The sequence below is a fragment of the Alexandriicola marinus genome (genome assembly GCF_004000435.1).
Lineage (GTDB): Bacteria > Pseudomonadota > Alphaproteobacteria > Rhodobacterales > Rhodobacteraceae > Alexandriicola > Alexandriicola marinus.
Map to the genome: position 1 here is coordinate 138,856 of NZ_RBVZ01000004.1, position 23,646 is coordinate 162,501.

Genomic DNA, 23,646 nt, shown 5'->3' on the forward strand with positions numbered 1-23,646 from the left:
GCGGCAACGCCCTTCGATGCGGGGCCAGTCCAATTGATGAAAGACCGAATCGCATGCAGCCCGGACCTCGAAACAGCCTGACCGATATCCCCGGCCTTCAGGTCGGACAGGCCGAGGATCGGGCCCTGAAATCGGGGGTGACGGTCGTGATGGGCGCGGCCCCGATGGTGGCAAGCGTCGCGGTGATGGGCGGCGCGCCCGGCACCCGCGAGACGGACCTGCTGGAGCCCGACAAATCCGCGCCCGCCGTTGATGCGCTGGTCCTTTCAGGTGGCTCGGCCTTTGGTCTCGATGCCGCAAGCGGCGTCGTCGCGCGCCTGCGCGAGATGGGCCGCGGCTTCGAGGTAGGCCCCGTGCGCGTGCCCATCGTGCCCGCGGCGATCATCTTCGACCTGCTCAATGGCGGCGACAAGGGCTGGACCGACAGCCCCTACCCCGCGCTTGGCCGGGCCGCCGTGGACGCCTTGGGCGAGGACATCCGGCTGGGCAGTCACGGGGCCGGAACCGGCGCCCTGACCGCACGGATGAAGGGGGGGACCGGCACTGCCTCTCTGGAGATCGGGGAGGGCGTGACGGTGGCCGCGCTGATGATCGCAAACCCGATCGGCAGCCCCTGCACCAGGGGCGACCGGCATTTCTGGGCCGCCCCTTTCGAACTGGGCGGCGAATTCGGCGGGTTCGGCCCCGATCCGGCAAGCGGACTGGTGGATCCGGAAGAAAGCCTCAAATACGGCGCGCTTTCCCGTCACGCCAACACCACCATCGGCCTCGTGGCGACCAATGCGCAGCTGACCAAGGCGCAGGCCAAGCGCATGGCCACCGCCGCCCATGACGGCATCGCCCGTGCCATCGTGCCGTCGCACAGCCCTGCCGACGGTGACCTGATCTTCGCGGCCACCACCTGCGACGGCCCCGTCGCGGACGACACGCGACTGGGGACGATCTGCAACGCGGCGGCCCATTGCGTCGCGCGCAGCATCGCGCGCGCGGTCTATGAGGCGCGCCCCGCCGCCGGTGATATCCTACCCTGCTGGTCCGATCTGAACGGGGTGCCCTGATGCCGACTTTGCAGACCGACGGAGCCGAGCTTCACTACGAGACCGGCGGCAGCGGCCCGCCGCTCCTGCTCCTGGCGGGGATGTTCAGCGACAGTGCCAGCTGGGGCCCGGTCGTGGCCCCGCTCGAGGCGCAATTCACCGTCATCCGACCCGACAACCGCACCACCGGGCGGACACGCCACGCGGGCGCGGCGCGGGTCGAGGACATGGCCCGCGATGCGGCCGCCCTGCTCGAGGAACTGGCGCTGGGGCCTGCCCATATCGTTGGGCATTCGCTGGGCGGAGCGCTGGCGCTGATGATCGCGGACGAACGGCCCGGACTTGTTCGGTCGGTCCTCTTGTCCTGCACCGCGCCGCTGCCGCGGCCGCATCTTGTCGCGCTTTTCGACGGCCTGTGCCGGATCCGCGCCGCGGCCGGGAGCGACTGGCTGCGCGCGCTCTATCCATGGCTCTTTGCGCCGCCCTTCTTCGAAGAACCGAGGAACGTTGAGGCCGCGATGCTGGCCGCCGGCGCCTATCCCCATGCCCAAAGCCTTACGGCGATGCAGGCGCAGGTCGCGGCCTTCGCGGCATTCGATCCGATGGCGCTGAGACCAGTGACGGGCCTACCGACCCGCGCGGTCTTTGCAGGCGAGGATCTGATCGTGCCGGACGCCCTTGCCCGGGCCCGGCTTGCGGAACTGGGCGTGGCCGATGCCGTCACGATACCAGGCGCAGGCCATTCCCTGCATTGGGAAGCGCCGGAGGCCTTCGTGAGCGAAATACTGCAATTCCTAGGGCCAAAAACTGATCTTCAAAGGCTCAGGAGTTGATATAGTGCAACTCGCTCAGGCTCTTGCGCCAGGCTGACACCTCGGCGAGGATCTCTGCGCGATCTTCCTCGCGCAACGCCCGCGCGATGAGCCCGGCCATCCGGGGCGCATCCTGCACCCCGATGCCAAAGCGCACGATCTCGGGCGTGCCGATGCGCAATCCGTTCATGTCACCCGGCACCTCGGGCAGCGGAAGGCCTATCCCGCAGGTCAGGAACCCCGCCTCGCGCAACCGCAGGGAAGCCGCCTGGCCACCGCCCAGAGACCGCGCGTCGATCGCGAATTGATGCGATCGGGTGAACCCATGCGATGCACCGAAGACCGGCAGCCCCTCGGCCGACAGGGCAGCCGCCAGCGCCTGCGCCACATCGATCATGGCGCGGGCATAGGACCGCCCGTGATCGCGCCAGTCAAGCAGCGTCATCGCAAGGGCCGCCGTCTTGGCCACGTCGAAATTCGCAGTCATCCCCGGAAAGGCGATGGCGTCGAGTTTCCGGGCGATCTCGGCATCGTTCGTCACGATCAGACCGCCCGGAGGGCCGCCCAGGCTCTTGTAGGTGCTCATCGTCATGAGATGCGCGCCCTCGGCCAGTGGATCGGCCCAGGCCTTGCCGGCGATGATCCCGCATTGATGCGCCGCGTCGAACATCAGGTGGGCGCCCACCTCGTCGGCCACCTTGCGGATTTCGGCGACCGGGTGTTCGAACAGGTTCAGACTGCCGCCCACGGTGATCAGCCGGGGCCGCACCTCGCGGGCCAGATCGCGCAGCGCCGCCACATCGATGGTATAGCCATCCGCCGCCACGGGCGCCGGCACGGTCCTGAGCCGGTAGAGCCCCGCGCAGCCATCGGCATGATGGGTCACATGGCCGCCGATCGTGGCCGGGGGCGCGATGATCGTGTCACCCGGTTCGCACAGCGCCATGAAACCATAGAGATTGGCCATCGCCCCCGACGGTACGCGCACTTCGGCAAACCGCGCGTCAAGGATTTCCGCGGCCAGTTCGGCGGCGATCACCTCGATCTCTTCGATCGCCTCGAGGCCGGTTTCATATTTGTCCGCCGGATAGCCCAACGAGGCCCGCGTGCCGAGGCCCGAGGCCAGCAGCGCCTCGGCCCGGGGGTTCATGACATTCGTCGCGGGATTGAGGTTGAAACAGAGGCGCTCGTGGATGTCGCGGCTTTCTCTGGCGAGGCCCTCGATCCGGTCCGCGAGCATCGCCGTGCCCTGCCTCGAAACGGGCGCGGCCAGAAATTGCACCCGGTCTTCGGAGCGGTCCGGCACCCAGTCACGGCGTTCGAGCGTCATCGTCATCTCCCTTGTTCGGGGCGAAGACTGCGTCGGTGCCCGCGCCGCCGCAAGCGGCAATTTCGCCGGACACGCAGGTCAGAGCCGCGCGAGGATTTCATCCAGCACTGTCTCGGCCGCGCGGGACAATTGATGCGCCTTGTTGCGGATCACGAAGAAGGGGGCGACAGCGATCTCATCGCGCAGATCGAGCCGCACCGGCCCGTGCGCCCCACCCTGCCGCTCGACAAGACGGGCCACCTCGTCGGATTGGGGCGCGATGGCCTGTGATCCCTCGATCATGGCCAGCGCCACCAGAAGAGAGGACGAATTCGTCACCTTCGCAGGTGTGGGAAGCCCGCGTTCCCGGAACGCGGCCTCCACGGCGCTGCGAATGGGCGAGACCCGCTCCTGCACGACCCATTCGTGATCCAGCAGATCGGCCAGACCGACCCGGCCCCGACCCGCCGCGGGATGGCCGCGATCAACGAGAAGGGTCACCTTTTCGGTGCGCGCGGGCGTCAGGTGAAAGGCACGGGCATCGGCGTCGGCCGGAATGCGGCCAAGGACGAAATCGAATTGCCGTTCGGCCAGCCCCGCCACCAGCGGTGCGGACGGCAGCACCTCGACCGAGATTTCCAGATCGGGTGCGCGGGCCCGGCAGGCCCGGATCGCGGGCACGACCGATCCCACGGCGGGCCCCGTCACCGTGCCGATCCGGACAGAGCCGGCCCCGCCGGTCTGAACCAGACCGATTTCACGGTCGAGATTGTCGAGCCCCTCCAGAATGGCGCGCGCATGTTTGACGACCGCCTGCCCGGCCGCCGTAGGCCGCATCCCGCCCGGCCCGCGATCGAACAACGCAGTTCCCGCCCGCCCCTCGATATCCGACAGGATCCGCGAGGCCGCGGGTTGCGACATGGCCGACCGGTCGGCGGCAAGGTGCAACTTGCCCGTCTCGGCGATGCGGACGATCAGCGCCAGATGGGCGGGCCTGATCCTGGCAGAAAGGGACATGTCTCATCATACCATTTTTGTTATATGATCACTCAATATTCCGATTTTACTGGTATGCCAAGCCTCGTATATTTCCTATGCTCGAGGCCCGCCGGATTGTCGGTCGGGAAGGAGGAGAAACAGCCGATGACTTTCACACCCGCGAAATGGCCCCGGAAACTCCGCTCACAGGAATGGTATGGCGGCACGTCCCGCGACACGATCTATCACCGGGGCTGGCTCAAGAATCAGGGGTATCCCGATGACCTGTTCGACGGCCGCCCGATCATCGGTGTGATGAACACATGGTCGGAGCTGACGCCCTGCAACGGCTCGCACATGAAGGACATCGCCGAAAAGGTGAAGGCCGGCATCTGGGAGGCCGGGGGCTTTCCGGTCGAGGTGCCTGCATTCTCGGCCTCGGAGAACACCTACCGCCCCACCGCGATGATGTTCCGCAACCTCGCGGCGATGGCCGTCGAAGAAAGCCTGCGCGGCCAGCCCATCGACGGCTGTGTCCTGCTGGTGGGCTGCGACAAGACCACGCCCAGCCTGATGATGGCCGCGGCCTCGACCGACCTTCCCACGATCGTGGTGACCGGCGGCCCGATGCTGAACGGCTATTTCCGGGGTGAACGCGTCGGATCGGGAACCCATCTGTGGAAGTTTTCCGAAGCCGTGAAGGCCGGAGAGATGACGCAGGAAGAATTCCTCGAGGCCGAACAATCGATGAGCCGGTCGTCGGGCACCTGCAACACCATGGGCACCGCGTCCACGATGGCCAGCATGGCCGAGGCGCTGGGCATGGCACTGTCGGGCAATGCGGCGATCCCGGCCGTCGATTCCCGCCGCAGGGTCATCGCGCAATTGTCGGGCCGGCGCATCGTGCAGATGGTCAAGGACGACATGAAGCCGTCCGACATTCTCACCAAAGAGGCGTTCGAGAACGCGATCCGTACCAATGCGGCCATCGGCGGATCGACCAACGCGGTGATCCATATCCTCGCGCTTGCGGGCCGCACGAACGTGGAACTGACGCTCGATGATTGGGACAGGTGCGGTCGCGACGTGCCGACGATCGTCAACCTGCTGCCGTCGGGCGAATTCCTGATGGAGGAATTCTTCTATGCCGGTGGCCTGCCGGTCGTGCTCAAACGGCTGGGCGAGACCGGGCTTCTGCACCGGGACGCGATCACCGTGTCGGGCAGCACGATCTGGGACGAGGTCAAGGACGTCCGGAACCATAACGAGAACGTCATCCTGCCCGCAGAAAAGGCGCTGGCGCAGTCAGGTGGCATCGCGGTGCTCAAGGGGAACCTCGCACCCAATGGTGCGGTGCTGAAACCGTCGGCCGCGACACCCGCGCTGATGACACATCGCGGCCGCGCGGTCGTGTTCGAGGATATCGACGACTACAAGGCGCGGATCAACGACGAGGATCTGGATATCGACGAGACCTGCATCATGGTCATGAAGAATTGCGGCCCCAAGGGCTATCCCGGGATGTCGGAAGTGGGCAACATGGGCCTGCCGCCCAAGGTCCTGAAGAAGGGCATCACCGACATGATCCGCATTTCCGACGCGCGCATGTCTGGCACGGCTTATGGCACCGTCGTGCTGCACACGTCGCCCGAGGCGGCGGCGGGTGGGCCGCTGGCGGTTGTCCAAAGCGGTGACATGATCGAGATCGACGTGCCGAACCGCAGGCTGCACCTGGATATCACCGACGAGGAACTTGCCGCGCGGCTGGCCAACTGGACACCGCACCACGAGACATTCGACAGCGGGTACGCCTGGCTGCACCAGGCCCATGTCGAAGGTGCCGATACGGGAGCCGATCTCGATTTCCTCAAGGGGTGCCGAGGCTCGCCCGTCGGCCGGGATGCGCACTGATGAAGATCGCGCTTGCAGGGATCGGAAAGATCGCGGTCGACCAGCATGTTCCTGCGCTGGCCGCCTCGCCGGACTGGGAACTGGCCGCGACGGTCTCGCGCCGGGGCACGGTCGAGGGGATCGAGGCCTTCACCGACATGGCCGCGATGCTCGAGGCGCGGCCCGATATCCGGGTCGTGTCGCTCGCCATGCCGCCGGTGCCGCGTTTCGCCTATGCCGAGGCCGCGATCCGCGCCGGGCGCCACGTGATGCTGGAAAAGCCGCCGGGGGCGACGCTGTCGGAATGCCATGCGCTGACCGCCATGGCGCGCGAGGCGGGCGTATCGCTGTATGCCACATGGCATTCGCGTGAGGCCGCGATGGTCGCGCCCGCGCGCCTGTGGCTGGCCGACCGCGTGATCCGCCGCGCCCATATCACCTGGCGCGAGGATGTGCGCAAATGGCATCCCGGGCAGGATTGGGTGTTCGAGCCGGGCGGCATGGGCGTCTTTGATCCGGGCATCAACGCGCTGTCGATCCTGACGGCGATCCTGCCCGCCCCGGTGCATCTGACCGAAGCGACGCTGGAATTCCCGGAGAACCGTCAGACCCCGATCGCCGCGCAGCTGGCCTTCACCGGGAACGTGACAGCCGATTTCGACTGGCGGCAGGAAGGCCCGCAGACCTGGACGATTCAAGTCGAGACCGATGACAGCACGCTTGTCCTGTCGGATGGCGGCGCCACGCTCATGATCGACGGCGCGGAAGGCCCCCGCGACGAGGATACGCTGGCGGGCGAATATCCCCGCCTCTACCGCAATATGGCGCACCTCGTGGCCGAAGGGGGGATCGATATGGACCTCGCCCCCTTTGCCCATGTGGCCGATGCCTTCATGCTGGGCGCGCGCAAGACCGTGGCCCCCTTTGAATTCTGAGATCGCGAAAGGATTTCCCCCTGTGAAACAACCTCTGACCGGGATCCTCCCCGTGGCGCCCACGCCCTTCCATGACGATGGCCGGATCGACAGCGACGGCATGTGCCGCGTGATCGATTGCATGATCGATCAGGGCGTCGACGCGATCTGCATCCTTGCCAATTACTCCGAACAGTTCCTGCTGTCCGATGACGAGCGCTCCGAATTGATGCGGGTCAGCCTCGAACATGCGGCGGGCCGCGTGCCGATCATCGTGACGATCAGCCATTTCCATACCGGCATCGTCGTGGCGCGCGCCAAGGCCGCGCAGGCCATGGGCGCCGCGATGGTGATGATGATGCCGCCCTATCACGGGGTGGGGCTTGTCCCGGCCGAGGCCGGCATCTTCGAACATTTTCAGGCCGTGTCCGACGCGATCTCGATCCCGATCATGGTGCAGGACGCGCCTTTGTCGGGCTGTACGCTGTCTGTCCCGCTTCTGGTGCGGATGGCGCGGGAACTGGAACAGGTCAGCTATTTCAAGATGGAAATGCCCTTCGCCGCCGACAAGCTCGCCGCCCTGATCGAGGCGGGCGGCGACGATATCGTCGGCCCCTTCGACGGCGAGGAGGCCGCGACCCTTCTGGCCGATCTCGATGCCGGATGCACAGGCACGATGACCTCGGCGCTGCAGCCCGAACATATCGGCAAGATCGTGCGCAGCTATCTTGCCGGTGACAAGGATGCGGCCCTTGCCCAGTGGGCGACCTGCCTGCCGCTGATCAACCACGAAAACCGGCAATGCGGCCTGCGCGCGACCAAGGTCGTGATGAAGGAAGGCGGGGTGATCGGGTCCGATCATGTGCGCCATCCTCTCAAACCGATGTCGGAGCGCACGAAGGACCGTCTTCTTCAGTTGTCGCGCGACATGGACCTGATCGCCCTGCGGTGGGGCCGCTGATGTCACCGGCTCCCCTGACCGAGGCAGAACAGGCCGGGCTTTGGCTGGGCCGGGTCGAGCGGCCGGGGATCGGCCCGGCCGTCGTCACGCTGCGCGACGGCGTGGTGACGGATATCACCTCGCCCGAGGCGCCGAGCGTGCGCGATGTGCTGGAACGCGACGATCCGGCGGCCCATGTGCGCGAGGCCGCGGGCGAGGCGCTGGGATCGCTGGCCGATATCGCCCCGGGCCACGACGAAGGGCAGATACGGTTTCTCGCCCCCTGCGACCTGCAACCGGTCAAGGCCTGCGGCGTCACCTTTGCGCGCTCTATGGTCGAGCGTGTGATCGAGGAACAGGCCGCGGGCGACCCGGACAAGGCGCAGGCGATCCGCGCGCGCATTGCCGACAAGATCGGCGCCAGCCTCGACCAGATCGAGGCCGGGTCCGAGAAGGCCGCCGAGGTCAAGGCAGAGCTGATTTCGCTGGGCCTGTGGTCGCAATACCTCGAGGTGGGGATCGGCCCCGACGCCGAGGTCTTTTCCAAGGCGCAGGCCCTGTCGTCCGTGGGTTGGGGCGCGGATGTGGGGCTTCACCCGATGTCGCGCTGGAACAACCCAGAACCCGAGATCGTGCTGGCCGTCAGCAGCCGGGGCCGCATCCTGGGCGCCACGCTGGGCAATGATGTGAACCTTCGCGATGTGGAAGGCCGGTCTGCCCTGCTCCTGCACAAGGCCAAGGACAACAACGGCTCCTGCGCGATCGGGCCGATGATCCGCCTCTTCGACGCGGGCTTCACCCTCGACGATGTGCGCCGGGCCGAACTTGACATGACGGTCACGGGCGAAGATGGCTATGTCCTGCATGGGCAGTCCTCCATGCGCGAGATAAGCCGCGACCCCGAAGACCTTGTCGGCCAGACCATTGGCCGGCATCATCAATATCCCGACGGGTTCATGCTGTTCCTCGGCACGCTGTTCGCACCGACCGAGGATCGCGACCAGCCCGGACAGGGCTTTACCCATCACCTTGGGGACGTGGTCTCGATCTCGTCGCCGGGGCTTGGCACATTGACCAACACCGTGCGCCTCTCGACCGAATGCCCGGAATGGACATTCGGGACCGCGGCGTTCATGCGCAACCTCGCTGCGCGCAACCTGATCTGAAAGGCAAGACAAGATGGCATTCACTCCCCACGGAAAGCACCTGATCGCCGGCGACTGGGTCGCGGGCGAGACGACCTTCAAGAACGATCCTGTCAGCGGCGCGGCGCATGACTTCTCCGTCGGCACGCCCGCCCATGTCGACGCGGCCTGCGCCGCCGCCGAAGAGGCCTTCTGGTCCTATGGCAATTCCAGCCGCGAGGATCGCGCGGCGTTCCTGAACGCCATCGCCGACGAGATCGAGGCCCGCGGCGAGGCCATCACCGAGATCGGCACCGCCGAAACCGGCCTGCCCGAGGCGCGCCTTCAGGGGGAGCGGGGCCGCACCACCGGCCAGCTGCGTCTGTTCGCGAGCCATATCCTGAAGGGCGATTACCTCGACCGGCGCCATGACGAGGCCCTGCCCGACCGGCAGCCCCTGCCCCGTCCCGACATCAAGATGGTGCAGCGCCCGCTGGGCCCCGTGGCCGTCTTCGGCGCCTCGAACTTCCCGCTGGCCTTTTCCACCGCCGGGGGCGACACGGCCTCCGCGCTGGCGGCAGGCTGCCCGGTCGTCGTCAAGGGCCACTCGGCCCATCCCGGCACGGCCGAGATCGTGGCCGAGGCAATCCTTGCCGCGATCAAATCCTGCGGCGTTCATCCCGGTGTCTTCTCGCTCATTCAGGGGGGCAAGCGCGATGTGGGGCAGGCGCTGGTCCAGCATCCGCTGATCAACGCGGTGGGCTTCACCGGATCGCTTGGCGGCGGACGCGCCCTGTTTGACCTTTGTGCCCAGCGCGAAAATCCGATCCCCTTCTTCGGAGAGCTGGGATCGGTCAACCCGATGTTCCTTCTGCCGCAGGCCCTTGGCGCGCGTGGCGCAGAGATCGCGCAGGGTTGGTCTGGATCGCTGACCATGGGTGCGGGCCAGTTCTGCACCAACCCCGGCATCTCCGTGGTGATCGACGGCCCAGATGCCGACGCCTTCATCGAGGCCGCGACAAAGGCGCTCGAGCCGATGGGCGCGCAGACCATGCTGACCGATGGCATCGCCTCCGCCTATCGCGCGGGGCGCGACCGCGTGGCCGGCACGAAGGGCGTGCAGGAAGTGCTGACCAGCGTCTGCGACATGCGCAACGCGACGCCCTACCTTTTCGCGACCACGGGCGACGAATGGCTCGAGAACGAGGCGCTGGGTGAAGAGGTCTTCGGCCCGCTCGGCCTGATCGTCCGGGTCCGGGATTTCGACCAGATGCGCGACATGGCGCTGAGCCTGCAGGGGCAGCTGACCTGCACGATCCACATGGATGACGGCGACACGACCCATGCACAGGCGCTGATGCCGGTTCTGGAACGCAAGGCGGGCCGGATTCTGGCGAATGGCTTCCCCACCGGCGTCGAGGTCTGCGATGCGATGGTTCACGGCGGGCCCTACCCGGCGTCGACCAATTTCGGGGCGACTTCGGTCGGCACGATGGCGATCCGGCGCTTCCTGCGGCCGGTGTCCTATCAGAACATGCCCGACGCGCTGCTGCCCGCCGACCTGCGCTAAGTCACCAATGGAAAACGCCGCCGAGGGGCAATCCCCTCGGCGGCGTTGTCATGTCCGGGGGCAGGCCCGGTCAGCCCAGAACGGTTTCGATGGCCTTGGCCGTCTTGCCCGCGACCTCGTCGGCCTCGGCCGTCGTCAGGCAGAAGGGCGGCGCATATCCGAGGATATCGCCCTGCGGCATCGCCCGCGCGATGACGCCCTGCTCCAGAAGCGCCGCGACGATGCGCGGACCCACCTTTTCCGACGCCTCGAAGGCGGCGCGGCTGTCGCGATCCTGAACAAGTTCGACCGCGCACAGCATCCCTTCGCCACGCACCTCGCCCACATGGGCGTGCCCGCCCACGGCCTCGGCCATCACCTTGTTGAGATAGGCGCCCGTCTCGCCCGCGTTCTGCACGAGGCCCAGCTCGTCGATCAGCTTGAGGTTGGCGACACCGGCCGCGGCGCCGATGGGATGGGCCGAATAGGTCCAGCCATGGCCGATCGGGCCGTTCTCGTCGGTGCCCTGTTCCAGAACCGCCCAGACCTTGTCCGACACGATCGAGCCAGAGAGCGGCGCATAGGCCGACGTCAGGCCCTTGGCGATGGTGATGATATCGGGTTCAAGCCCGTAATGGGTCGAGCCGAACATGGTGCCCAGGCGGCCAAAGCCCGTCACGACCTCGTCGGCGATCAGCAGGATGTCATGCTTTTTCAGCACCTCCTGGATCGCGTCCCAATAGCCTTCGGGCGGCGGCACGATGCCGCCGGTGCCCAGAACAGGCTCTCCGATGAAGGCCGCGATCGTGTCGGCGCCCTCGCGCTCGATCATCTCCTCCAGCGAGGCCACGCATTGCGCCGTGAACTCCGCCTCGGTCTGGGAGCCATCCGCGCGGCGGTAGTAATAGGGCGCATCGGTGTGCAGGATCTGCGCAAGCGGCAGGTCGAACTTCTTGTGAAACAGCTCGAGCCCCGTGAGCGAGCCCGTCACCAGCCCCGACCCGTGATAGCCGCGCCAGCGGGAGATGATCTTCTTCTTCTCGGGCCGGCCCATGATGTTGTTGTAATACCAGACCAGCTTGATGTTGGTCTCGTTCGCGTCCGAGCCGCCAAGCCCGAAATAGACCTTCGACATGTGGTCGGGCGCGCGATCGAGGATCATCTTGGACAGCGTGATCGACGCCTCGGTGCCGTGGCCCACGTAGGAATGGTAATAGGCCAGTTCCTTGGCCTGTGCGGCGATCGCCTCGGCGATGTCCTGCCGCCCGTAGCCCACGTTCACGCAATAAAGGCCCGCAAAGGCATCGAGCAGCCGGTTGCCCTCCCGGTCGGTGATGTGGCAGCCCTGACCACCCGTCACGACCCTGTGGGGGATGTCACCACGGGCGAAATCAGCGAGATGTGTGGACGGGTGAAAGAAATTCTCCCGGTCCCATTTCTCGAGCATGTCATTCTTCAGCATCTCAGGCCCCTTTCCGGGCCCGACTCGGGGCCCGATCTTTCATTTCCCTTGATGCATTGGTGTCACGACGCGCGCGCGGGTGCAAATCTCCCCCGCGCGGCCAGTCAGAGGCCCGCGATCTCTTTAAGATGGATGGCCACGGCCTCGGCCCCCTGCCGCGATTTCAGCGCGGTAAAGACAAAGGGCCTGCCCTCGCGGACCCGCGTCGCATCCCGCTCCATCACTTCGAGAGAGGCGCCCACATGGGGGGCGAGGTCGGTCTTGTTGATCACCAGCAGGTCCGACCGTGTGATCGCGGGGCCGCCCTTGCGCGGGATCTCTTCGCCAGCGGCCACGTCGATCACATAGAGCGTCACATCGGCGAGTTCGGGGCTGAACGTGGCCGACAGATTGTCGCCGCCCGATTCGATCAACACGATCTCCACCTCCGGGTGGCGCGCGCGCATTTCGGCCACGGCGGCAAGGTTGATTGAGGCATCCTCGCGGATCGCGGTATGAGGGCAGCCGCCCGTCTCGACCCCGATGATCCGGTCCGAGGGCAGGATCTGCATCCGCGTCAGCGCCTCGGCATCTTCCTGCGTGTAGATGTCGTTGGTGATGACGCCGATCGAATGATCCTTTTGCAGGATCTCGGCCAGACGGGCCGTAAGCGTCGTCTTGCCGGCCCCCACCGGGCCGCCGATGCCCACGCGCAGCGGGCCGTTCATTCTGGTCATGACTGGAAAAGCCTTGGTTCGAGCGTTTCGTGCCGCATCGCCATGATGTCGGACAGGAACGCATTGCTGTGGATATCGTCCTCGGTCGCCGTTTCGGCCAGCTCGGACAGCGTCGCGCAATCCGGCGCGAGGGCCGCGACGATCCTCTGGCCTTCGGTCTGGCCAAGCGGGGCAAGGCGCAGGGCCGCCGAGACGAGCGACGAGACAAAGGATTGCAGATAGGCCATCGCCGCCATCCGCCGGTCGATCCCCACCTGCCCCGCGGCGGACCCGACGGCCAGCGGCAAAAGGATGGGCGGCAGATCGAGGGACCAGACCGCGTTCACGGTCCGGACAAAGGCGGCCCCCTGCCTTTCGCCCTCACGCAGCCGTTCGCGCGCCGCGCAAAAGGCGCGCGCCTGCGCATCGAGCGCGGTCAGCGCCTCGGTCGAGCCAGCCTGATGGGCAAGCCCCAGCCAGATCGCATCCGACCGGCCCGTGCCGTCGCGCAGGATATCGCGCAGCCAATCCTCGACATCGGCGCCCGATGCGACGCGGCCCTCCGCGATTGCGGTTTCCAGCCCGTGCGAATAGGCGAAACCGCCCACCGGAAAGGCGGGCGAGAGCCATTGCATCAGGGTCAGGAACCGTGCGTCAGTGTTCATGGGCCGTGGCCCCGTGCTCGTGCGAATGAGTGCGCCCGTGGCCATAGGCGCCACCCTCGGGCGTAAAGGGTTCGGTCACCTTGTCCAGCCGCGCGCCAAGGTGCTCCAGCATGTGGCCGATCACGGGGTCGTCGCGGATCAGCAGGCGGTCTGCCTCGATCCGACAGGGCGTGTGCCGGTTGCCGATATGCCAGGCCAGCCGCGCGAGATCGGGGCCAGTGACCTGCAACAGAGGCTCCGGCGCCGCGACCACCTCGATCAGGCGCCCGTCGCCGAGTTCAAGCGCATCGCCCGGATCAAGCGAGGTCGTCTGCTCCAGATCGACGACGAAGGGCAGTCCCGCATCCGTCTCGAGCCGCTTGCGGCGCAGGAAACGCCCTTCGTAATCGCGGCTCATCGTGCCGGCGGGCGCGCCGTCCCAATGGCCCTTGCGGTGCAGGATCTGCGCGATGGGAAGTGTGGTCATGTCACGCCCCTCTGGCCCGTCAGAACATGAAATAGCGTTGCGCCATGGCAAGCTCTTTCGCCGGTTCGCAGGTCAGAAGCTCACCATCCGCGCGCACCTCGTAGGTCTCGGGATGGACCTCCATATGCGGGGTCGCGGTGTTCAGCTTCAGATCGGCCTTCGTCACGTTGCGCGTGCCGCGCACCGCGGGCGTCTGCTTGGCAAGGCCCAGTGTCTCGCGAATGCCCGCAGCCTCGGCTGCGGCCGAGACGAAGGTCACCGCCGAATGCTCGACCGAGCGGCCATAGGCCCCGAACATCGGCCGCGAATAGACCGGCTGCGGCGTCGGGATCGAGGCGTTGGGATCGCCCATCTGCGCCATGGCGATCGTGCCCCCCAGAAGGACCATGTCAGGCTTTACCCCGAAGAAGGCCGGCGACCACAACACGAGATCGGCCCGCTTGCCAACCTCGATCGAGCCAATCTCGTGGCTGATCCCGTGGGCAATGGCCGGGTTGATCGTGTATTTGGCGACGTAGCGGCGCACGCGCATGTTGTCGTTCTGGCCGGTCTCTTCGGCCAGACGCCCGCGCTGTTTCTTCATCTTGTCGGCCGTCTGCCATGTGCGGATGATCACCTCGCCCACCCGGCCCATCGCCTGACTGTCGGACGCGATGATCGAGAAGGCCCCCATATCGTGCAGGATATCCTCGGCCGCGATCGTTTCGCGACGGATGCGGCTTTCGGCAAAGGCCACGTCTTCGGGCACCCGCTTGTCGAGGTGATGGCAGACCATCAGCATGTCGAGATGCTCGTCCACCGTGTTCACGGTGAAGGGCCGCGTCGGGTTGGTCGAGCTGGGCAGGACGTTCGGATCGCCGCAAATCTTGATGATGTCGGGCGCATGTCCGCCGCCCGCGCCCTCGGTGTGGAAGGCATGGATCGTGCGGCCCGCGATGGCGGCGACGGTATTCTCGACAAAGCCGCTTTCGTTGAGCGTGTCGGTATGGATCATCACCTGCACGTCCATCGCGTCCGCGACCGTCAGGCAGCAGTCGATGGCCCCCGGGGTCGTGCCCCAATCCTCGTGCAGCTTGAGCGCGCAGGCCCCCGCATTCACCTGTTCTTCCAGCGCGGCGGGCAGCGAGGCATTGCCCTTACCCGCAAACGCAAGGTTCATCGGGAAGGCGTCGGCGGCCTGCAACATCCGCCCGATATGCCACGGGCCCGGCGTGCAGGTGGTGGCCAGCGTGCCATGCGCGGGGCCGGTGCCGCCGCCCAGCATCGTGGTCAGGCCGGAATGCAACGCATCGTCGATCTGCTGCGGGCAGATGAAATGGATATGGCTGTCGAACCCGCCTGCCGTCAGGATCCGTCCCTCGCCCGCGATGGCTTCGGTGCCGGGCCCCACGATGATATCGACGCCGGGCTGGGTGTCGGGGTTGCCGGCCTTGCCGATGGCGGCGATCCGCCCGTCACGCAGGCCGATGTCGGCCTTGTAGATGCCGGTGTAGTCGACGATCAGGGCGTTGGTAATGACGGTGTCGACCGCGCCCTGGGCGCGGGTCGCCTGGCTCTGGCCCATGCCATCGCGGATCACCTTGCCGCCGCCGAACTTGACCTCTTCGCCATAGAGCCTCGCGTTCGGCCCGCTGCCGCCCGAGGCGGCACCCGCGCGTTCGGCGATCAAGTCGCGTTCGACCTCGATGATCAGGTCGGTATCGGCCAGACGCAGCCTGTCGCCCACCGTGGGGCCGAACATGGCGGCATAGTCACCCCGTGAAATCGAAGCAGGCATCTCAAAGCGCTCCCATGATCTTCTTGTTGAACCCGAAGATGCGGCGATCTCCGGACATCGGGATCAGCTGCACTTCGCGGCGTTGTCCCGGTTCGAACCGCACGGCGGTGCCCGCCGCGATATCGAGGCGCAGGCCCCGCGCGGCCTCGCGGTCGAAGTCGAGCGCGGAATTGGCCTCGGCAAAATGATAATGGCTGCCGACCTGAACGGGCCGGTCACCGGTATTGGCGACCATCAGCGTGATCGCCTCGCGGTCGGTGTTCAGCTGGATCTCGCCCTCGGCCGGAAACAACTCGCCTGGTATCATCGCGTTTGCCCTCTCGTTCTTTCTGAAATTCTCACATTCACCGGATCGGGTTGTGAACGGTGACCAGTTTCGTGCCGTCAGGGAAGGTCGCCTCGACCTGCACCTCGTGGATCATCTCGGGCACACCCTCCATGCATTGGTCGCGGGTGATGACCTCGGCGCCGGCCTGCATCATGTCGGCGACGGAGCGCCCGTCGCGGGCGCCCTCGACCACGGCATCGGTGATCAGGGCGATGGCCTCGGGGTGGTTGAGTTTCACGCCACGCGACAGCCGCTTGCGTGCCACCTCTGCCGCCATGGCGACCAGAAGCTTGTCCTTTTCCCTCGGGGTGAGCTGCATCGTTCTAAAGACTCCACGATTTCGGAAGCCGGGCCCCGCCCAGCGTTTCGAGTATCGGCACAAGGCTGCGCCGCAATTCAAATCCGTCCTCCGCCAGAAGCCGCAGGACAAGCGTATCCGGCTGGACGAGGCTTGCCCCACCCGCCGCACCAAGCAAAGTGCGACAGCGCGCCAGCAGCCCCTCGGCCATCTCCGACACGAAGACCACGCAGGCCATCGCCCCCGCCCCGGCGCCCAGTGCCGGGCGCGCCATCAGCGCACCCGCGTCCCCCTCGAGAGAGATCGTATCGAGATAGAGAGGCCGTCCCGCGCGCCGGATCGCGATCCGGTCGGTAAATCCGATCCGGTCAAGCCGTTCATCCATGGCGCGCCGGCCGAAGATCACGGGCTCGACCATCAACAGCTCCGCCCCCGGGGCCAGATCAATCTCTAGCCGCCGGTCAAGCGCACAGCCCTGAAACAGGATCAGCTCCTGCGGCAACCAGTTGAGACGCCCGCCCGGGGCAACATCCATCCGGCTGCGCACCTGCGCCCGGCCCGACACCGCGCGATAGGCCCTCTCGGCGGCCTGGGTCGTGAGCGTCAGCGTGCTGCCCTCGCCCACCCCGGCCGTCACGTCGAACCGATCCCCACCGGTCAGCCCGCCCGAGGTGTTGATCATGATCGCCTCGAGCGTCGTGCCAGTCAGCGGAAACAGTGTCTTCATGGAGCCCGAGGTGCGGAACCTGTCGATCACGCTGAGCGCATCGCGCCGCTTGGTGACCAGATCGAGAGTGCCCACGGACCGCGGCTGCACCGGCGCGGCGCGGTCTGTCACAAGCTCTGGCTGTCCATCCATCGGGTCAGGTTCCTCCTGTCGGGACGATTGAGCATAGGCGCGGCACGCGGGGCCATGGGGCGGCTCGACTTGTGACGCGCTGCGCCAAGGCGGCGCCGACGAACGCCCATTCCTTGGACGATCTGCCCAATAATTCACCGCCGATGAATCGCGCCAATCCGGGCGCTTTCGCGGTCTGCCGCACTCAGACAGGGCCATCTTGATCTGAATCAAGTCAGGTTGACACTTCACATGTCAATCTAGGCTTACACAACTGAAAGGCCGACCGGATGCGCATTCTCTTCGTTCACCCAAATTATCGCTCCGGCGGGGCCGAAATTGCGGGAACCTGGCCGCCCGCATGGGTCGCCTATCTCAGCGGTCACCTGCGCACGGCGGGATTCGAAGACATCCATTTCATCGACGCGATGACCGACAATATCGACGATGACGATCTGGCGGTCCGCATCGCCAAAATCGAACCGGATGTGGTCGGCGTCACGGCCATCACGCCGTCGATCTACCGCGCCGAAGATGTCTTGCGCATCGCCTCCGAGGTCGCGCCAAAGGCCGTCCGGATGCTGGGCGGCGTGCATGCCACCTTCATGTTCAAGCAGGTCCTGTCCGAGGCGCCCTGGGTTGACGTGATCGTGCGCGGCGAAGGCGAAGAGATCTGCACCGAATTGATGCAGGCCATCGCGGACGGCCGCTGGCCCGAGGATCGCCGCAAGATCAAGGGTCTGGCCTTTCTAGATGGCGACGAAATCGTGGCGACGCCGGCTGCCTCCACGGTCAAGGACCTGTCCAAGATCAAGCCCGACTGGACGGTGCTGGATTGGGAGAAATACATCTACATCCCTCTGGGCACGCGGGTGGCGATCCCGAACCTCGCCCGCGGCTGCCCGTTCACCTGTTCGTTCTGTTCTCAGTGGAAATTCTGGCGCGATTACCGGGTCCGCGACCCCAAGGACGTGGTCGACGAGATCGAGGATCTGGTGGAAAACCACGGTGTCGGCTTCTTCATCCTTGCCGACGAGGAACCCACCATCAACAAGAAGAAGTTCGTGGCCTTCTGTCAGGAACTGATCGACCGGGGCCTGCCGAAACGCGTGAAATGGGGCATCAACACCCGCGTCACCGACATCTACCGCGACCGCGACCTGCTGAAATTCTACCGCAAGGCCGGGCTGGTTCATGTGAGCCTCGGGACAGAGGCCGCCGCACAGATGAAGCTCGATGTCTTCAACAAGGAAACCAAGGTCGAAGAGAACAAACAGGCGATCAAGTTGCTGCGCGAGGCCGATATCCTTGTGGAAGCACAGTTCATCGTAGGCCTCGACAATGAAACGCCGGAGACGCTCGAAGAGACCTACCAGATGGCCTGGGACTGGCAGCCGGACCTTGCCAACTGGTCGATGTACACGCCCTGGCCCTTCACCCCGCTGTTTCAGGAATTGAAGGATCAGGTCGAGGTCTTCGACTTCAGCCGCTACAACTTCGTGACCCCCATCATGAAGCCTGCCGCGATGGAGCGGGGCGAATTGCTGGATGGTGTGATGAACAATTACCGCCGTTTCTACATGAAAAAGGCGCTGTTCCATTATCCATGGCGGGGCACGGGGTTCCGCAGGCGCTATCTTCTGGGTTGCCTCTATGCCTTCCTCAAGGCGGGCGTGGGCCGCACGTTCTATGACCTTGGAAAGGTCGGCTATACCGGCCCGCAATCCAAGAAGAAGCTCGACTTCCACTTCGACGAGACCCGCACCATCGCCGAGGCGCAGATGGACGATTGGGAAGCCTCCGCCGACAAGGCCGCCGCTGCCGCGGAGCGGCGCGAGGCCGTGAAGGCGCAGATGAAGGAACGCGCGGTCGAGCGGAGCCAGGATTTCAAGATGCCCAACGGCGCCGAGATCCGCGCCTGCGGAGGGGGCGACCAGCAGATGGAGGACGCCTGAGGATGCCCATGCCTCCGGCGCCCTGATCGGCCCCAACGCGATCCTGCAATTGCTGCCCCATCTGGAGGAAAGGTTCGGCGCGTCGGGCACGCGCGAGATGCTTGATCTCGCCGGTGTCGCGCAGATCCCCGACGGGCAGTCCATGATCCCCGAGGAGCAGGCCGCCCGGCTTCACCGCGTCATGCGGATTCGCGCCCCCGAGGCGGCACCGGACTTGGCGCTTCTGTCGGGGACGGGCACGGCCGATTACATCCTCGCACACCGCATCCCGCGCGTGGCACAAACGATCCTCAAGGCCCTCCCGCCGCCTCTGGCCGCCCGCGCCCTGACCGCCGCGATCGGCAAGCACGCATGGACTTTCGCCGGATCGGGGCGGTTCGAGGCAAAGGGGCCATGGTGCTTCGAGATCCACGACAACCCGTTGATCCGGGGGGAGAAAAGCGACGCACCGCTTTGCACATGGCACGCCGCCGTGTTCGAGAGGCTCTACCGCGTGCTGGTCGCGCCCGATTGTCGCTGCGTCGAGACCTGCTGCCGCGCCCAGCCCGGACAGGACCGTTGCCGGTTCGAGTTGAGACGCGCTTAGCCCCGGCGCGGATGACCAAAGATTGCATTCAACGGTATACTATGGCCTTATTCTCGTCAGGGAGGACGAGATGACCACGCCACACGCAGAGCGCGTGCTCCAAAGCATCGAATCGCCGCGCGCCTCGGCACGGTCGTCGGTGGCCGCCTCGTGGCGGCGCTGCTTCGTGAAGCATCAGCTTGATCCCAACGACAAGACCCTGCGCGCCGAGGCCGACAGCCGCCGGCTGGCCGAGCGGCGCGATGCCCTTGGCCGGCTGCTGCATGTGGCCGAACCCCGGCTCGAGGATCTTTACCGGATGATCGGCCATTGCGGGCGGGGCATCTTTCTTACCGATGACGAGGGCCTGATCCTGTCGGAAAGGATTGGTGCGTCGGATCGGACCGCCTTTGGCGAGTGGGGCCTGATGACCGGATCGGACTGGAGCGAGGCGGCACAGGGCACCAACGGGATCGGCACCTGCATCGAAGAGGGCCGCCCGCTGATCATCCACCGCGACCAGCACTACCTGCCGTCCAACACGGCAATGAGCTGCATCGACGCGCCGGTCTTCGGCCCCGACGGACGGCTGATCGCGGCGCTTGACGTGTCGTCCGCGCGGATGGACCAGACCGAAGGGTTCAACCAGCTGATCGGCGCGATGGTCACCAAGGTCGCCGCCCAGATCGAGACGGATCTCTTCCGCGAGGTGCATTCCGGCCACCGGATTCTGCTGGCCGGCGAAGATGACGCGGCGGTCCTTCTGGCGGTCGATCGCGACGATATCGTCGTCGGGGCGACCCGCGCCGCGCGGCGGCGGTTCGAACTGGAACGCGAAGATCGGGTGCGTCCGCGCGCCTTGCGCGAACTGACCGGCGAAGATGCCCGCGGGCTCGAAGGCGCGGAACGCGCCGCGATGATCCGCGCGCTGACCCGGACCGAGGGCAATGTCTCGGCCGCGGCCCGCGACCTGGGGATCGGGCGCGCGACGCTCTATCGCCGGATGAAACGGCTGGGGATCTCCGAAAACATGCGCGATCTGTCTCAGGGCTGAGACAGATCACCCCTGTCATCGTGTCCAGCCCTCCTGACAACTGCTCATCTTATCGGTCATCACGATCGGAGCGACGCAGCCTTGCGTCCACCATCGGAGGAGAGACCCATGAACCAGATGACAGAAATCGACACCCGCACGGCCAACCCGTTCAAGACCCGTTATGACAACTTCATCGGGGGCGTCTTCGTGCCGCCCGTGAATGGCCGCTATTTCCAGAACATCACGCCGATCACCGGAGACGTCGTCGGCGAAGTCGCCCGTTCCGACGCGGCCGATGTCGAACGCGCGCTTGACGCGGCCCACGCCGCCAAGGCCGCCTGGGGCGCCACTTCGCCCGCCGAACGGGCGAACACGCTGTTGCGCATCGCCGACCGGATGGAAGAGAACCTCGACCTTCTGGCCCGCGCCGAGACATGGGACAACGGCAAGCCGATCCGCGAGACGACGGCCGCCGACATCCCCCTGTCGATCGACCATTTCCGCTATTTCGCCGGCGTCCTGCGCGCACAGGAAGGCACGATGTCGGAAATCGACGCCGATACCGTGGCCTATCATTTCCACGAGCCGCTTGGCGTCGTGGGCCAGATCATCCCGTGGAACTTCTCGATCCTGATGGCCGCGTGGAAACTTGCCCCCGCACTTGCCGCCGGCAATTGCATCGTGCTCAAGCCTGCCGAACAGACCCCTGCCGCGATCATGGTTCTGGCGGAACTGATCGCCGATTTGCTGCCCGCGGGCGCGCTCAACATCGTCAACGGCTATGGTGCCGAGGTCGGCGCTCCGCTTGCGTCTTCCCCGCGCATCGCCAAGATCGCGTTTACGGGCTCCACCGCCACGGGCCGCAAGATCATGCAGGCCGCGACCGAGAACCTGATCCCCGTGACGCTTGAACTGGGCGGCAAGTCGCCCAACATCTTCTTCTCGGACGTGATGGCCGAAGATGACGCCTTCCTCGACAAGGCGGTCGAAGGCTTCGTTCTCTTTGCCTTCAACCAGGGCGAGGTCTGCACCTGCCCCAGCCGCGCGCTGATCCAGGAAGACATCTACGAAGAGTTCATTGCGCGCTGCATCGCCCGTGTGAAGGCGATCAAGCAAGGCGATCCGCGCGACCCCGAGACGATGGTCGGCGCACAGGCCAGCGCCGAGCAGCAGGAGAAGATCCTCTCCTACCTGACCATCGGCGTCGAAGAAGGGGCCGAGGTCCTGACGGGCGGCAAGGCGGCCTCGGTCGCGGGGCTGGAAAACGGCTTCTATATCGAGCCCACGATCCTGAAGGGCCACAACAAGATGCGCGTCTTCCAGGAGGAAATCTTCGGCCCTGTCGTGTCGGTGACGACCTTCAAGGACGAGGAAGAGGCGCTCGCCATCGCCAATGACACGATGTACGGCCTTGGCGCCGGTGTCTGGACGCGCGACGCGAACCGCTGCTACCGCTTTGGCCGCGCGATCGAGGCGGGCCGGGTCTGGGTCAACAACTACCATGCCTACCCGGCACATGCAGCCTTCGGCGGCTACAAGCAATCGGGCATCGGGCGCGAAACGCACAAGATGATGCTCGATCACTACCAGCAGACGAAGAACATCCTGATGAGCTACAATCCCAACAAGCTCGGCTTCTTCTGATCTCAGGCGATCCGACCAACCAAAGGGCCCGCCAATGCGGGCCCTTTTCTTGTGCCGCTAGAGCGATGTCCCGATCAGGAGCCCGACCGCAAGCCACAGGTAAGACCCGAATGCCAGCGCAAGGAGGCTCGTTTCGAGGATCCCCCGCTTTACCGCGAAGCTCCAGCCCGATTGCGCGATCTTCCAGCCGAGAAAGCCCAGCGTCATGACGAGGAAGGCGACGTTCATCCAGAAGGTATAGTCGAACGCAAAGAATTCGCGGTCGACTACGTTCCGGATCTGATCGGCCGTGGGCAAAAGGCCAAGCAACGCGAAGCCGTAGTGCAGAAGCATCGCCGTCGTGACCAGAACGACAAGGAACACGGCCAGAATATACAGCGCCATCTTCCACCCGTAATATTGCGCGTTGATCCGCAGGACCGGCAGCACCACGAGGTCTGAAAAGATGAACGCCATGATCCCGGCAAAGGCCACGCCGTTGCCATAAAGAACAGCCGCCAGCGGGATGTTCCCCATCGACCCGATGAAGGTGAAAAAGGCCGCGACTGGCCCCACCAGGGCCTGTGCCAGCAATTCCCCGAAGTTTGGATCGGCGCCGCCAATGAACAGCCATTCAAAGAAGTCGCGCGGCACGAAGGCTGCGATGATGCCTGCCACGGTGAAGCCGACCGTCACGTCCTTCCAGACCATCTGCCATTCCATGACATAGCGTTGCGCGACCATCGCCCAGCTGTCGCGGGACCGGATCTTCTCGCGCCACGAGCTGCGCTCTTCCGACCCGTCCCCGTTCTCGTTCTGGCTGGCCTGCGCGCGGTCACGCGCCTCCTCTATGGGCGCGATCCCCCGTGTCAGCCGGATCACCAGCCACATCAGACCGATCAGGATCAACCCTCCGACATACTCGCCCACCACGAATTGCCATCCCAGAAAGATCGCGATGATGATCCCAAGCTCGACGACAAGATTGGTCGAGGCCAGAAGGAAGGCCATCGACGGCACCAGCCCCGCGCCCTTGGCGAAAAGCGTGCGGGCGCCAGACAGCGCGGAAAAGCTGCACGAGGAGCTGAGAAATCCGAAGATCGTGCCGATCGCCACGGATTTCGGGCCGGTCGTGCCCATCCTGTCGCGCATGGTCTGGCGCGTGACGAAAACCTGGATCATGGCCGAGATCGCGTAGCCAAGCGCAAAGGCCCAGAACGCTGTCCAGAACAGGCCAACGGTCGTTGTCGCGGCCTCGTGCCACGTTTCCAGAAATTCGTGCCGCATGGATTTCTCCCTTCGGCTGGAATGGGGGTTGTTTCGTCTCGCCGCCGCGTCGTGCGCGCTTGGACGATCCGGTCCGCAGCCGGTCTGCGCCGGACGCG

At 65.7% G+C, this 23,646-nt stretch carries 22 protein-coding genes; 11 read left to right on the forward strand and 11 right to left on the reverse strand.

Annotated features, from left to right (window positions below; translation table 11 throughout):
- Nucleotides 1–53: 53 nt before the first annotated feature.
- A complete protein-coding gene (locus tag EP376_RS14765; RefSeq protein WP_127656382.1) occupies nt 54–1,058 on the forward strand; it encodes a P1 family peptidase in 1,005 nt (334 codons plus the stop codon).
- Complete coding sequence (locus EP376_RS14770) at nt 1,058–1,870, forward strand: alpha/beta fold hydrolase (RefSeq protein WP_127656383.1); 813 nt, start codon at nt 1,058–1,060, stop codon at nt 1,868–1,870. The genes EP376_RS14765 and EP376_RS14770 overlap by 1 nt, the downstream gene beginning before the upstream one ends.
- Here the strand turns inward: EP376_RS14770 and EP376_RS14775 are convergent.
- Nucleotides 1,860–3,179, reverse strand: coding sequence for a serine hydroxymethyltransferase (locus tag EP376_RS14775; protein WP_127656384.1), 1,320 nt, complete (start codon nt 3,177–3,179; stop codon nt 1,860–1,862). The genes EP376_RS14770 and EP376_RS14775 overlap by 11 nt on opposite strands.
- Nucleotides 3,180–3,257: 78 nt before the next feature.
- Nucleotides 3,258–4,175 carry a LysR family transcriptional regulator gene (locus tag EP376_RS14780; RefSeq protein ID WP_127656385.1) on the reverse strand — a complete coding sequence of 306 codons (918 nt, stop codon included), beginning with the start codon at nt 4,173–4,175 and terminating at the stop codon, nt 3,258–3,260.
- 126 nt (nt 4,176–4,301) lie between these two features.
- Between EP376_RS14780 and araD the strand changes: the two genes are divergently transcribed.
- From araD to EP376_RS14805, 5 genes are read left to right on the forward strand one after another with little or no spacing between them, the layout of a single operon-like run.
- Nucleotides 4,302–6,047, forward strand: coding sequence for an L-arabinonate dehydratase (araD, locus tag EP376_RS14785; RefSeq protein WP_127656386.1), 1,746 nt, complete (start codon nt 4,302–4,304; stop codon nt 6,045–6,047).
- Nucleotides 6,047–6,961 carry a Gfo/Idh/MocA family protein gene (locus tag EP376_RS14790; protein WP_127656387.1) on the forward strand — a complete coding sequence of 305 codons (915 nt, stop codon included), beginning with the start codon at nt 6,047–6,049 and terminating at the stop codon, nt 6,959–6,961. Before araD ends, EP376_RS14790 begins: the two co-directional genes overlap by 1 nt.
- Before the next feature lie 22 nt (nt 6,962–6,983).
- Nucleotides 6,984–7,901: a dihydrodipicolinate synthase family protein gene (locus tag EP376_RS14795; RefSeq protein WP_127656388.1), complete on the forward strand. Its 918-nt coding sequence runs from the start codon at nt 6,984–6,986 to the stop codon at nt 7,899–7,901.
- On the forward strand, nt 7,901–9,046 hold the full coding sequence (locus EP376_RS14800) for a fumarylacetoacetate hydrolase family protein (RefSeq protein WP_127656389.1): 1,146 nt from the start codon (nt 7,901–7,903) through the stop codon (nt 9,044–9,046). Before EP376_RS14795 ends, EP376_RS14800 begins: the two co-directional genes overlap by 1 nt.
- A gap of 13 nt (nt 9,047–9,059) precedes the next feature.
- Nucleotides 9,060–10,574: an aldehyde dehydrogenase (NADP(+)) gene (locus EP376_RS14805; protein WP_127656390.1), complete on the forward strand. Its 1,515-nt coding sequence runs from the start codon at nt 9,060–9,062 to the stop codon at nt 10,572–10,574.
- Nucleotides 10,575–10,644: 70 nt separating this feature from the next.
- Here the strand turns inward: EP376_RS14805 and EP376_RS14810 are convergent, their stop codons facing one another.
- From EP376_RS14810 to EP376_RS14845, 8 genes are all read right to left on the reverse strand, one after another.
- Nucleotides 10,645–12,015: an aspartate aminotransferase family protein gene (locus EP376_RS14810; RefSeq protein ID WP_127656391.1), complete on the reverse strand. Its 1,371-nt coding sequence runs from the start codon at nt 12,013–12,015 to the stop codon at nt 10,645–10,647.
- A gap of 104 nt (nt 12,016–12,119) precedes the next feature.
- The gene (gene ureG, locus EP376_RS14815; protein ID WP_127656392.1) at nt 12,120–12,731 is read right to left on the reverse strand and encodes an urease accessory protein UreG; all 612 of its coding nucleotides are present in this window, start codon (nt 12,729–12,731) and stop codon (nt 12,120–12,122) included.
- The gene (locus tag EP376_RS14820; protein WP_127656393.1) at nt 12,728–13,375 is read right to left on the reverse strand and encodes an urease accessory protein UreF; all 648 of its coding nucleotides are present in this window, start codon (nt 13,373–13,375) and stop codon (nt 12,728–12,730) included. The genes ureG and EP376_RS14820 overlap by 4 nt, the downstream gene beginning before the upstream one ends.
- Nucleotides 13,365–13,841 carry an urease accessory protein UreE gene (locus tag EP376_RS14825; protein WP_127656394.1) on the reverse strand — a complete coding sequence of 159 codons (477 nt, stop codon included), beginning with the start codon at nt 13,839–13,841 and terminating at the stop codon, nt 13,365–13,367. The genes EP376_RS14820 and EP376_RS14825 overlap by 11 nt, the downstream gene beginning before the upstream one ends.
- Before the next feature lie 19 nt (nt 13,842–13,860).
- Entirely contained in the window at nt 13,861–15,618 is a 1,758-nt protein-coding gene (gene ureC, locus EP376_RS14830; protein ID WP_127656395.1) for an urease subunit alpha, read from the reverse strand.
- Between the two features lies 1 nt (nt 15,619).
- Nucleotides 15,620–15,925, reverse strand: a complete 306-nt coding sequence (locus EP376_RS14835) for an urease subunit beta (RefSeq protein ID WP_127656396.1) — start codon at nt 15,923–15,925, stop codon at nt 15,620–15,622.
- A gap of 37 nt (nt 15,926–15,962) precedes the next feature.
- A complete protein-coding gene (locus EP376_RS14840) occupies nt 15,963–16,265 on the reverse strand; it encodes an urease subunit gamma (protein ID WP_127656397.1) in 303 nt (100 codons plus the stop codon).
- Between the two features lie 4 nt (nt 16,266–16,269).
- On the reverse strand, nt 16,270–17,103 hold the full coding sequence (locus EP376_RS14845) for an urease accessory protein UreD (RefSeq protein WP_127656398.1): 834 nt from the start codon (nt 17,101–17,103) through the stop codon (nt 16,270–16,272).
- A 269-nt stretch (nt 17,104–17,372) separates the two neighbouring features.
- On the opposite strand from EP376_RS14845, the gene bchE reads away from it, so the two are divergent.
- The 4 genes from bchE (at nt 17,373) to adh (ending at nt 22,282) form a co-directional block, all read left to right on the forward strand.
- Nucleotides 17,373–19,037: a magnesium-protoporphyrin IX monomethyl ester anaerobic oxidative cyclase gene (gene bchE / locus EP376_RS14850; protein ID WP_127656399.1), complete on the forward strand. Its 1,665-nt coding sequence runs from the start codon at nt 17,373–17,375 to the stop codon at nt 19,035–19,037.
- 25 nt (nt 19,038–19,062) lie between these two features.
- Entirely contained in the window at nt 19,063–19,623 is a 561-nt protein-coding gene (bchJ, locus tag EP376_RS14855) for a bacteriochlorophyll 4-vinyl reductase (RefSeq protein ID WP_276317304.1), read from the forward strand.
- Between the two features lie 70 nt (nt 19,624–19,693).
- Complete coding sequence (locus tag EP376_RS14860; protein ID WP_127656401.1) at nt 19,694–20,656, forward strand: helix-turn-helix domain-containing protein; 963 nt, start codon at nt 19,694–19,696, stop codon at nt 20,654–20,656.
- 108 nt (nt 20,657–20,764) lie between these two features.
- The gene (adh, locus tag EP376_RS14865) at nt 20,765–22,282 is read left to right on the forward strand and encodes an aldehyde dehydrogenase (RefSeq protein WP_127656402.1); all 1,518 of its coding nucleotides are present in this window, start codon (nt 20,765–20,767) and stop codon (nt 22,280–22,282) included.
- A 57-nt stretch (nt 22,283–22,339) separates the two neighbouring features.
- Here the strand turns inward: adh and EP376_RS14870 are convergent, their stop codons facing one another.
- A complete protein-coding gene (locus tag EP376_RS14870; protein WP_127656403.1) occupies nt 22,340–23,548 on the reverse strand; it encodes a permease in 1,209 nt (402 codons plus the stop codon).
- Between the last annotated feature and the right edge of the window lie 98 nt (nt 23,549–23,646).

Excerpts from the sequence above, each read along its gene's own strand:
- EP376_RS14765 (WP_127656382.1), top strand. The coding sequence starts at position 54 with ATGCAGCCCGGACCTCGAAACAGCCTGACCGATATCCCCGGCCTTCAG.
- EP376_RS14770 (WP_127656383.1), top strand. The coding sequence starts at position 1,058 with ATGCCGACTTTGCAGACCGACGGAGCCGAGCTTCACTACGAGACCGGC.
- EP376_RS14775 (WP_127656384.1), bottom strand. The coding sequence starts at position 3,179 with ATGACGCTCGAACGCCGTGACTGGGTGCCGGACCGCTCCGAAGACCGG.
- EP376_RS14780 (WP_127656385.1), bottom strand. The coding sequence starts at position 4,175 with ATGTCCCTTTCTGCCAGGATCAGGCCCGCCCATCTGGCGCTGATCGTC.
- araD (WP_127656386.1), top strand. The coding sequence starts at position 4,302 with ATGACTTTCACACCCGCGAAATGGCCCCGGAAACTCCGCTCACAGGAA.
- EP376_RS14790 (WP_127656387.1), top strand. The coding sequence starts at position 6,047 with ATGAAGATCGCGCTTGCAGGGATCGGAAAGATCGCGGTCGACCAGCAT.
- EP376_RS14800 (WP_127656389.1), top strand. The coding sequence starts at position 7,901 with ATGTCACCGGCTCCCCTGACCGAGGCAGAACAGGCCGGGCTTTGGCTG.
- EP376_RS14805 (WP_127656390.1), top strand. The coding sequence starts at position 9,060 with ATGGCATTCACTCCCCACGGAAAGCACCTGATCGCCGGCGACTGGGTC.
- EP376_RS14810 (WP_127656391.1), bottom strand. The coding sequence starts at position 12,015 with ATGCTGAAGAATGACATGCTCGAGAAATGGGACCGGGAGAATTTCTTT.
- ureG (WP_127656392.1), bottom strand. The coding sequence starts at position 12,731 with ATGACCAGAATGAACGGCCCGCTGCGCGTGGGCATCGGCGGCCCGGTG.
- EP376_RS14820 (WP_127656393.1), bottom strand. The coding sequence starts at position 13,375 with ATGAACACTGACGCACGGTTCCTGACCCTGATGCAATGGCTCTCGCCC.
- EP376_RS14825 (WP_127656394.1), bottom strand. The coding sequence starts at position 13,841 with ATGACCACACTTCCCATCGCGCAGATCCTGCACCGCAAGGGCCATTGG.
- ureC (WP_127656395.1), bottom strand. The coding sequence starts at position 15,618 with ATGCCTGCTTCGATTTCACGGGGTGACTATGCCGCCATGTTCGGCCCC.
- EP376_RS14835 (WP_127656396.1), bottom strand. The coding sequence starts at position 15,925 with ATGATACCAGGCGAGTTGTTTCCGGCCGAGGGCGAGATCCAGCTGAAC.
- EP376_RS14840 (WP_127656397.1), bottom strand. The coding sequence starts at position 16,265 with ATGCAGCTCACCCCGAGGGAAAAGGACAAGCTTCTGGTCGCCATGGCG.
- EP376_RS14845 (WP_127656398.1), bottom strand. The coding sequence starts at position 17,103 with ATGGATGGACAGCCAGAGCTTGTGACAGACCGCGCCGCGCCGGTGCAG.
- bchE (WP_127656399.1), top strand. The coding sequence starts at position 17,373 with ATGCGCATTCTCTTCGTTCACCCAAATTATCGCTCCGGCGGGGCCGAA.
- EP376_RS14860 (WP_127656401.1), top strand. The coding sequence starts at position 19,694 with ATGACCACGCCACACGCAGAGCGCGTGCTCCAAAGCATCGAATCGCCG.
- adh (WP_127656402.1), top strand. The coding sequence starts at position 20,765 with ATGAACCAGATGACAGAAATCGACACCCGCACGGCCAACCCGTTCAAG.
- EP376_RS14870 (WP_127656403.1), bottom strand. The coding sequence starts at position 23,548 with ATGCGGCACGAATTTCTGGAAACGTGGCACGAGGCCGCGACAACGACC.